Annotated in this window: 7 protein-coding genes; 3 read left to right on the forward strand and 4 right to left on the reverse strand. The window is 64.4% G+C overall.

The genetic code is table 11. From position 1 onward, the window contains the following. Positions 1 to 37: 37 nt before the first annotated feature. A complete protein-coding gene (locus ACODSK_RS20400) occupies positions 38 to 1,174 on the reverse strand; it encodes a branched-chain amino acid ABC transporter substrate-binding protein (RefSeq protein WP_489018655.1) in 1,137 nt (378 codons plus the stop codon). A 475-nt stretch (positions 1,175 to 1,649) separates the two neighbouring features. Here ACODSK_RS20400 and pncB point away from each other — a divergent pair, with 475 nt between their 5' ends. Further along, positions 1,650 to 2,855, forward strand: coding sequence for a nicotinate phosphoribosyltransferase (gene pncB, locus ACODSK_RS20405; protein WP_489018657.1), 1,206 nt, complete (start codon positions 1,650 to 1,652; stop codon positions 2,853 to 2,855). Between the two features lie 3 nt (positions 2,856 to 2,858). Continuing rightward, positions 2,859 to 3,686: an NAD(+) synthase gene (nadE, locus tag ACODSK_RS20410; protein ID WP_489018659.1), complete on the forward strand. Its 828-nt coding sequence runs from the start codon at positions 2,859 to 2,861 to the stop codon at positions 3,684 to 3,686. Positions 3,687 to 3,788: 102 nt separating this feature from the next. Here nadE and azu read toward each other — a convergent pair whose 3' ends face one another. Then, on the reverse strand, positions 3,789 to 4,235 hold the full coding sequence (azu, locus tag ACODSK_RS20415; protein WP_489018661.1) for an azurin: 447 nt from the start codon (positions 4,233 to 4,235) through the stop codon (positions 3,789 to 3,791). A 351-nt stretch (positions 4,236 to 4,586) separates the two neighbouring features. Between azu and ACODSK_RS20420 the strand changes: the two genes are divergently transcribed. Next, positions 4,587 to 5,174: a cytokinin riboside 5'-monophosphate phosphoribohydrolase gene (locus tag ACODSK_RS20420; protein ID WP_489018663.1), complete on the forward strand. Its 588-nt coding sequence runs from the start codon at positions 4,587 to 4,589 to the stop codon at positions 5,172 to 5,174. Here ACODSK_RS20420 and ACODSK_RS20425 read toward each other — a convergent pair. Then, positions 5,159 to 6,073: a transglutaminase family protein gene (locus ACODSK_RS20425; protein ID WP_489018665.1), complete on the reverse strand. Its 915-nt coding sequence runs from the start codon at positions 6,071 to 6,073 to the stop codon at positions 5,159 to 5,161. The genes ACODSK_RS20420 and ACODSK_RS20425 overlap by 16 nt on opposite strands. After that, positions 6,073 to 8,538 (reverse strand): circularly permuted type 2 ATP-grasp protein, encoded by a 2,466-nt coding sequence (locus ACODSK_RS20430; RefSeq protein ID WP_489018667.1) that lies wholly within the window; start codon positions 8,536 to 8,538, stop codon positions 6,073 to 6,075. The genes ACODSK_RS20425 and ACODSK_RS20430 overlap by 1 nt, the downstream gene beginning before the upstream one ends. Positions 8,539 to 8,794 lie beyond the last annotated feature (256 nt).

The following is an 8,794-nucleotide window of genomic DNA, read 5'->3' on the forward strand; positions in this document are numbered from 1 at the left end:
CGGCCCGGACACTGAAGGCCCGGGCCCGCTGCGGTTGTTATTTTTGTTTTTCCAGTTGGTGGTACTTGCCGTTGGCGTCCCACTGGTAGACCACGTAGTCGGAGACGGTCAGGTCGCCCTTGCTGTCCCACTTCTTCTCGCCCATCACGGTTTTCACCGGGTTGGCCTTGAGCCACTTGGCAGCGTCTTCGCCCTTGTTCGACTTGGCGCCCTCGAAGCCGGCAGCCAGGGCCTGGATCGAGGCGTAGGCGTACAGGGTGTAGCCTTCCGGCTCGGTGCCGCCTTTGCGGAACTGCTCGACCACGTCCTTGCTGTCCGGCAGCAGGCGCGGGTCGGCGCCGAAGGTCATGTACACGCCGTTGGTGTATTGCGCACCGCCGGCAGTGGCGACCAGTTCGTCGGTGACGATGCCGTCGTCGGACATGAAGGCCACGTCCTTCAGACCCTGCTCACGCAGCTGACGGACCAGCGGACCGGCTTCCGGGTGCAGGCCGCCGAAGTAGACGACGTCGGCACCGGCGGCGCGGATCTTGGTGACCACGGCGCTGAAGTCTTTCTCGCCGCGGGTCAGGCCTTCGTACAGCACCGGCTTGACGCCGCGCTTCTCCAGTTGCGCCTTGGTCGCGTCGGCGAGGCCCTGGCCGTAGGTGTCCTTGTCGTGCAGGACCACGACTTTCTTGCCCTTGAGCACGTCGACGATGTAGTCGCCGGCGACGATGCCCTGCTGGTCGTCACGACCGCACATGCGGAACATGGCGCCGAGGCCGCGCTCGGTGACCTGCGGGTTGGTCGAGCCCGGGGTGATGGCGATCACGCCGGCTTCGTCGTACACCTCGGAGGCCGGGATGGTCGAGGACGAGCAGAAGTGGCCGACCACGCCGGCTACCTTGTCCTGGTCCACCAGGCGGTTGGCCACGGCCACGGCCTGCTTCGGTTCGCAGGCGTCATCGCCCTTGACCAGGACGATCTTCTCGCCGTTCACGCCGCCCTTGGCATTGATGGCATCGGCCGCAGCCTGGGCACCTTTCATGTACTGCTCGCCGAATGCTGCGTTGGCGCCGGTCATGGGACCTGCGACACCAATCTTCAGATCGGCCTGGACATACGAAGAAACGCCCAGCGCCGTGGCCACGGCGAGAGCGAGAAAGCCTTTCTTGTAAAACGTCTGCGACATGTGGTGGTGCTCCTGATGTTTTTTGAATTGGCACGACTCTTCGGCAAATCAGACTTCAGCAACTTGTTTCAGCCACTTGCCTAGAGCAAGGGCCGTGCCATCGGTTTTTCATTCGGAAAAAACTCGCACCGAGGTTTTCAGGCACACCGTTTCGGGCTTTCTTTACGGGTCGTGCAACCCCTGCCCAGACACAAAGAGCCACCTTCCGGAAGGGGAAGGCGCAACCCATGGATGCCATCATTGCAACCTCGCCGCGCGTTTACGTGCAACCGCCCTGTAACAGGATGCGTAACGGAACTGCACATCCGTGGTGCGCGACTGCTACAGCAAGCACCATAAGAGGCTAGACCGGGCTGGGAAAAACGCCGCTATAGGTAGTTCGCTACCGAACGAAGCAAGAATTCTGGCCACTGTCGGCGAGATACACTGGCAGAATGGGCAGCCTTGATGGCACATGTCCGAACTGGAGCCTTTTATGAGCGATAGCGCTTTCGCCGACCGCATCGTGCAAAGCCTGCTGGATACCGATTTCTACAAGCTGACGATGATGCAGGCGGTGTTGCACAACTACCCCAACGTCGACGTCGAGTGGGAGTTCCGCTGCCGTAATGGCGAAGACCTGCGCCCTTATCTGGGGCAGATCCGCGAGCAGGTCGAGCGTCTCAGCGACCTGAGCATCAGCGACGAGCAACTGGGCTTCCTCGAACAGATCAGCTTCATGAAGCCGGACTTCCTGCGCTTCCTCGGCCTGTTCCGCTTCAATCTGCGCTACGTGAAGATGGGCGTCGAAAACGACCAGTTCTTCCTCCGCCTCAAGGGCCCCTGGCTGCACGTGATCCTCTTCGAAGTGCCGTTGCTGGCGATCATCAGCGAGGTGCGCAACCGCAACCGTTATCCACAGGTACAGCTGGGGCAGGCCCGCGAACAGTTGCTGCGCAAGTTCGACTGGCTGCGCGCCAATGCCAGCGACGACGAACTGGCCGCGTTGCAGGTCGCCGACTTCGGCACCCGCCGGCGCTTTTCCTATGGCGTCCAGGAAGAAGTGGTCAAGGTGCTCAAGGCCGAGTTCCCGGCGCGCTTCGTCGGTACCAGCAACGTGCACCTGGCATGGAAACTGGATATCAAGCCGCTGGGCACCATGGCCCACGAATGGATCATGGCCCACCAGCAACTCGGACCGCGCCTGATCGACAGCCAGATCGCCGCCCTCGACTGCTGGGTCCGCGAATACCGCGGCCTGCTCGGCATCGCCCTGACCGACTGCATCACCATGGATGCCTTCGTGCGCGATTTCGACCTGTACTTCGCCAAGCTGTTCGACGGCCTGCGCCACGACTCCGGGGATCCGGTGGCCTGGGCGGAAAAGGCCATCGCCCACTACCGCAAGCTCGGGATCGACCCGATGACCAAGACCCTGGTGTTTTCCGATGGACTGGACCTGCCGCGCTCGCTGGAAATCTTCCGGGCCTTGCGCGGGCGTATCAATGTCAGCTTCGGCATCGGCACCAACCTGACCTGCGACATCCCTGGCGTGGCGCCGATGAGCATCGTGCTTAAAATGACCGACTGCAACGGCCAGCCGGTGGCGAAGATTTCCGACGAAGCCGCCAAGACCCAGTGCCGCGACCCGAATTTCGTCTCTTACCTGCGTCACGTTTTCCAAGTTCCCAGCGAGGAGTAACCCATGCAAGCCGTCCAGCGAGAGATCGCGCAGCAGCTCAAGGTCCAGCCGCCGTTCGCCGACCGCGCCGCCCTCGACGCCGAAGTCACCCGGCGCGTCGCCTTTATCCAGCAGTGCCTGAAGAATGCCGGGCTGAAAGTCCTGGTACTGGGCATCAGTGGCGGCGTCGATTCGCTGACCGCCGCCCTGCTCGCCCAGCGCGCGGTCAACGAGCTGCGCGAGCAGACCGGCGACCCGGCCTACCGTTTCATCGCCGTGCGCCTGCCGTACCACGTGCAGCACGACGAGCACGACGCCCAGGCCTGCATCGATTTCATCAAGCCGGACGAACTGCACACGGTGAACATCGCCCCGGCAGTTCGCGCCCTGGCGGCCGAGGTCAAGGCGCTGGAAGGCGGCAAGCCGAGCCTGGTGGACTTCGTCGTCGGCAACACCAAGGCGCGGATGCGCATGCTGGCCCAATACACCATCGCCGGTGCCCGGGCGGGCCTGGTGATTGGTACCGACCATGCCGCCGAGGCGGTGATGGGCTTCTTTACCAAGTTCGGTGACGGCGCCTGCGACCTGGCGCCACTGAGTGGCCTGGTGAAAAACCAGGTGCGTTCGATCGCCCGCAGCTTCGGGGCGCCGGAGTCACTGGTGGAGAAGGTGCCGACCGCCGACCTCGAAGACCTGGAGCCGGGCAAGCCGGACGAGGCTTCGCACGGCGTGACCTACGCGCAGATCGACGCCTTCCTGCACGGCGAGCCGGTCAGCGAGGAAGCGTTCGAGATCATCAAGCGGACGTATGAGAAGACGCAGCACAAGCGGGAACTGCCGTTCGCGCCATAAAAGCATCGCCGGCAACGCCGGCTCCCACAGAGACCGCATGCACCGCTGGACTTGTGGGAGCCGGCGTTGCCGGCGATGAGGCCCGGAAGGCCCCTGAAGCAATTACTTCAGAACGACAGCGCCTTTCATCATGGCGATGTGGCCCGGGAAGGTGCAGAAGAACTGGTAGCTTTCACCAGCAGCCAGCTTGGACACGTCGAAGGTGACCGAGTCTTTTTCGCCAGCGCCGATCAGCTTGGTGTGGGCGATGATGCGGGCATCGCTTTCATCCAGGTAACCACCTTCGATCTTCTTGGCCATGCCGCCAGTGGCGATGGCTTGTGCGTCGGCGGTCTTGCTGATCACCAGGTTATGGCCCATGACGTTCTTCGGCAGGTTGCCGGAGTGGGTCAGTTCGACGGTGAACTGCTTGCAGCTCTTGTCGATGGCGATTTCCTTGGTGTTGTAGGACATCTGGTCGGTGGAGTCGACGGTAACCTTGCAGTCAGCGGCCATTACCTGGGCACTGGCGATGGACAGCAGGGATACGGCAACGAACTTGGCAAACATTGTGAATCTCCATGGCAGGTTTTTTATTGAAATCAGACTGCCCCATCCAGCGCAGCGGACTGGTGACATGGGTCAAGGGTTAAGACCCTGAAACAGCAGTGAAATTCTCTATGGTGTCCATCAAGACAATCAACGTGCGCCATCATGCTCCTATGACAGACGATGAGACAACCTCTCATTTAGGAGTAGTCCGACATGTTCCTCAGCAACTTCATGCAAAGCCTGCTGGCCGCCTATGCCTGCGGTGCCGCCGGCGCCACCTGCGAATTCAGCCGTCCGGAGTAATACGCAAGTCTTGGAAGTGAGGCCTCATGACCGTACCCTGTGGCGATTTTCGACCCGGAGAAAGTCATGTCTCTACGTTCCGTTTGTGTTTTCTGTGGCGCCAGCACCGGGGCCAGCCCGGTGTATCGCGAAGCCGCCGTCGCCCTCGGCCAGGCCATTGCCCGGCGCGGCCTGACCCTGGTCTACGGCGGTGGTGCCGTGGGCCTGATGGGCATCGTTGCCGATGCCGCCATGGCCGCCGGCGGTGAAGTGATCGGGATCATTCCGGTCAGCCTGCAACGCGCGGAAATCGCCCACCCCGGCCTGACCCGCCTGGAAGTGGTCGACGGCATGCACGCGCGCAAGGCGCGCATGGCCGAACTGAGCGACGCCTTCATCGCCCTCCCCGGCGGTCTCGGCACCTTCGAGGAGCTGTTCGAAGTCTGGACCTGGGGCCAGCTCGGCTACCACGGCAAGCCACTGGGCCTGCTGGAGGTCAACGGCTTCTACGAAAAACTCAGCGGCTTCCTCGATCATGTGGTCGCGGAAGGCTTCGTCCGCCCGCAACACCGCTCGATGCTGCAAATGAACGGCAACCCCGATGCCCTGCTCGATGCCCTCGACGCCTGGGAGCCGGTGGTGCAGCCGAAGTGGGTCGATCAGCCGCCGACCTGATCGCCCTGCCCTTCCAGCGGCAGCACGGTGACCCGGACCTCGGGATCGTGGCTGCCGCCGCCGAGAATCACCCCGCGCAGGGGCGAGACATCGGTGAAATCACGACCCCAGCCGAGGGTGATGTGCTCCAGCGCCGGCAGCAGGTTGTTGGTGGGATCGAAGTCCACCCAGCCGTGAAGCGGGCAGAACACCGAAACCCAGGCATGCGAGGCATCCGCGCCAATCAGCCGGGCCTGCCCGGGCGGCGGCCGGGTCAGCAGGTAGCCGCTGACGTAACGCGCCGCCAGCCCGCGCGAACGCAGACAGGCGAGCATCAGGTGGGCGAAGTCCTGGCACACCCCACGCCGCCGTTCCAGCACCTCTACCAGCGGCGTGGCGACCTGGGTCGCGCTGGCATCGAAGGTGAATTCGCGGAAGATCTTTTCCATCAGTGCACGCACCGCTTCAAGCAGCGGCATGCCGGGCGCGAAACAGGGTTCGGAAAACGCCACGAAGCGCTTCTTCAGGCGCACGAAGGGCGACTCGAAGCGGTACCGGCTAGCTTCGAGAAACGCTGGCGATAGCGCCTGGCGCGAGTAAGCCAGGGCATCCCGGGCCTGCTCCCAGGCTGGCGAGCCGGACAAGGACGGTTGCAGGCGCGGCAGCACCTCGATGCGTACCCGGGTGCTGACCTTCAGTTCGTCATGCTGGTACTCCAGGCCGAGGCGGGTCAGCGGATTGCCGAAGACATCCTGCTCGTCACGGCGCCGCGTTGGCACCGGATCGACCTCGAGGACGCGCTCCGCACAGCGCTGCCAGGCACACTCCCGTGGCCACAGGTGCACCAGTTGCTGGGCCAGCGATACCGGGCTGGCGTAGCGGTAATGGGTATCGTGAAGAATCTGGTAACGCGCACTCATCAGGCGGACACCGTCTGCTGGCTGACATCGACATGGGCGAAATGGCGCAGGGCCAGGCGCTCGGCGGCGGCCTCGGCGCCTTCGGCGATCTGTTCCAGCATTGCCGCCAGGCCTTCCAGCACGGCGCTCACGCTGTCCTCGCCGAACAACGGATCTTCCAGGCTGCGCAGGTCGAAATGCCTGAGGCGGTCGGCCAGCGCCACCAGCCCGTTCTCGGCCGGACTGCGCAGGCGCTCCAGCGAACGCAGCAACGAGCGCAGCTGGAACAGCACGCCGTGGGGGTTCTGCTCGTCGAGCAACAGCAAATCCAGGACCGGCACCAGTTGCGCCACCGCCAGATAACGCGAGCGGTAGGTGATGCTGCTGTTGGCCAGTTCCAGCAGCCACTCCAGACCGGCCTGGTCGGTCGCCTCCGGGCCGCGCAGGAACGCCGCGAGGCTGCTGCTCAGGGCGTGGAGACGCTCGATACGGCGACCGGTGAGAAGGAAGCGCCAGCCTTCGTCGCGGGTCATATCGTCGAGGGCGAAGCCGGACAGCGCCGCCATGGACAGGATCAGGCGATCAAGGAAATCCAGCAGCTCGGTAAAGTTGGCGGACAAGTCGTCGAGGCGCTGTACCTCACGCTGCAGCTCGCTGAGCGCCTGCCAGTTTTCCCGCGACAGCTTGCCGCGCACCTGCCCTGCTGCCCACTGCAGACGCTGCAGGCTGGCACGCAGGCTGAACTCCCAGCCCGGATCGAGCAAGGCGGTGCGCAGGCGCGTATCCAGCGTGCCTTCCGCCGGCAGCAAGGACACCTCCTCGGCCAGTTGCACCGCCGCTTCCAGTGCCTGCGGCGAGTCACCGTCGAGGTAGCGACCCAGCAGGATCCGCAGCAAACGCGCGCTGGCATCGCAACGCTCGCAATAGCGGCCGAACCAGAACAGGTTTTCCACAACCCGCGAGGGCAAGTAAGGATCGGCGCGGACCAGGTCGGCCACGCCAAGGCGCTGGCTGACCTGCCATTGCTCGCCCCGGGCCGGACGTTCGCCCAGCACCCAGGTGTCCTTGCTGGCACCGCCGCGCTGCATCGAAACCACTTCGGCATCGGCCTGGGCGGCCACCCGCGTCAGGCCGCCCGGCAATACCCGCCAGCCGTCGGCGCTGGCCACGGCGTAGACACGCATGCCCACCGGGCGATCTTCCAGGCCATTGCCCTGCCAGACCGGCGCCTGGGAAAGCTGCGCCAGTTCCTGGGCGACATAGGCATAAGGCCGCGCACGCAGGCGGGCGGCCAGGGCCTGGCGTTGCTCGGCATCCAGGTCCCGTCCCAACAGCGGCTGGAAGCTCTGCGACGGAAATGCCGGCTTGAACAACAGGTCCGGCATTTTCTCCAGCGCCTGCTCCAGCGCCGCCGGCTCGCCGCACCACCAACTGGCGATGGACGGCAGGATCAACTCTTCGCCCAGCAGCCGCTGGCTGATCGCCGGCAGGAAACCCGGTAGCCCGGGCGACTCCAGCACGCCGCTGCCGAGGGCATTGGCCACCAGGACGCGGCCCTGGCGTACCGCATCCAGCAGACCGGGCACGCCCAGTGCCGAGTCGGTGCGCAGTTCCAGGGGATCGCAGAAATCGTCATCGAGGCGGCGCAGGATCGCGTGGACCCGGCGCAGCCCACTGAGGGTCTTGAGGTAGACCGTGCCATCGCGCACGGTCAGGTCGCTGCCTTCCACCAGCGGATAGCCCAGTTGGCGGGCAAGGAACAGGTGCTCGAACCAGCTTTCGTTGAAGCGGCCGGGGGTCAGCAGCACCACCAGCGGCGTTTCCCGCTCACTCGGGGCCAGGCGGGCCAGGCTTTGTTGCAAGGTGCGGAAGAAGCCGGCCAGGTGCTGTACGTGCAGGTCGCGGTACAGCTCGGGGAAGGCCCGGGACACCACGGTGCGGTTTTCCAGCGCGTAGCCCGCCCCGGAGGGCGCCTGGGTGCGGTCGGCGGTCACCCACCAGCGCCCGTCCGGGCCGCGCGCCAGATCCGCTGCGTAGATATGCAGCCAGGTCTGTTGCGGCACCTGGATGCCCTGGCAAGGCCAGAGGAAATTGTTGTGGCCGAATACCAGCTCGGCGGGCAGCAGGCCTTCGCCAATCAGTTGCTGCGGTCCGTAGATGTCTGCCAGTACCCCGTTGAGCAGACGAGCACGCTGGGCGATGCCACGAGCCAGTTGGTCCCACTCGGCGGCGGGGATCACCTGCGGCAGCAGATCGAGTTCCCAGGGACGATCGGCGCCATCCGGATCGGCGTAGATGTTGTAGGTAACGCCGTTTTCCCGCAGTTGCCGGTTGAGCAGGGACTGGCGCTGGGCCAGCTGTTGCGGGCCACTGCGTTGCAGGTGGGTGAGCAGTTCCTGCCAATGCGGCCGCACGCTGCCATCGACGCCGAGCATTTCATGCCAGGTCGCGGGGCTTGGGGTCAGGGCATCCAGCAGGTCGTCCATCGAGGTGCTCACAGGGGAAGTCGTGCGCGGAAATGCGGCAAGACTTATGCCAGTGGCTTTGCAGTGGAAAATGATGGTGCTTGGTCTGGCCTCATCGCTGGCAAGCCAGCTCCCACAAGGGCCGGGTGCACCACTAAACCTGTGGGAGTCCGCCCAGCCTTTCAGGCTGCGCTGTCGCGCAGAGAACAGATCCAAGAACGACGCGGACCCTGTGGGAGCGGGTTTACCCGCGATTACGATGGTGGCATCACCGACG

The organism is Pseudomonas sp. FG98 (assembly GCF_057808595.1).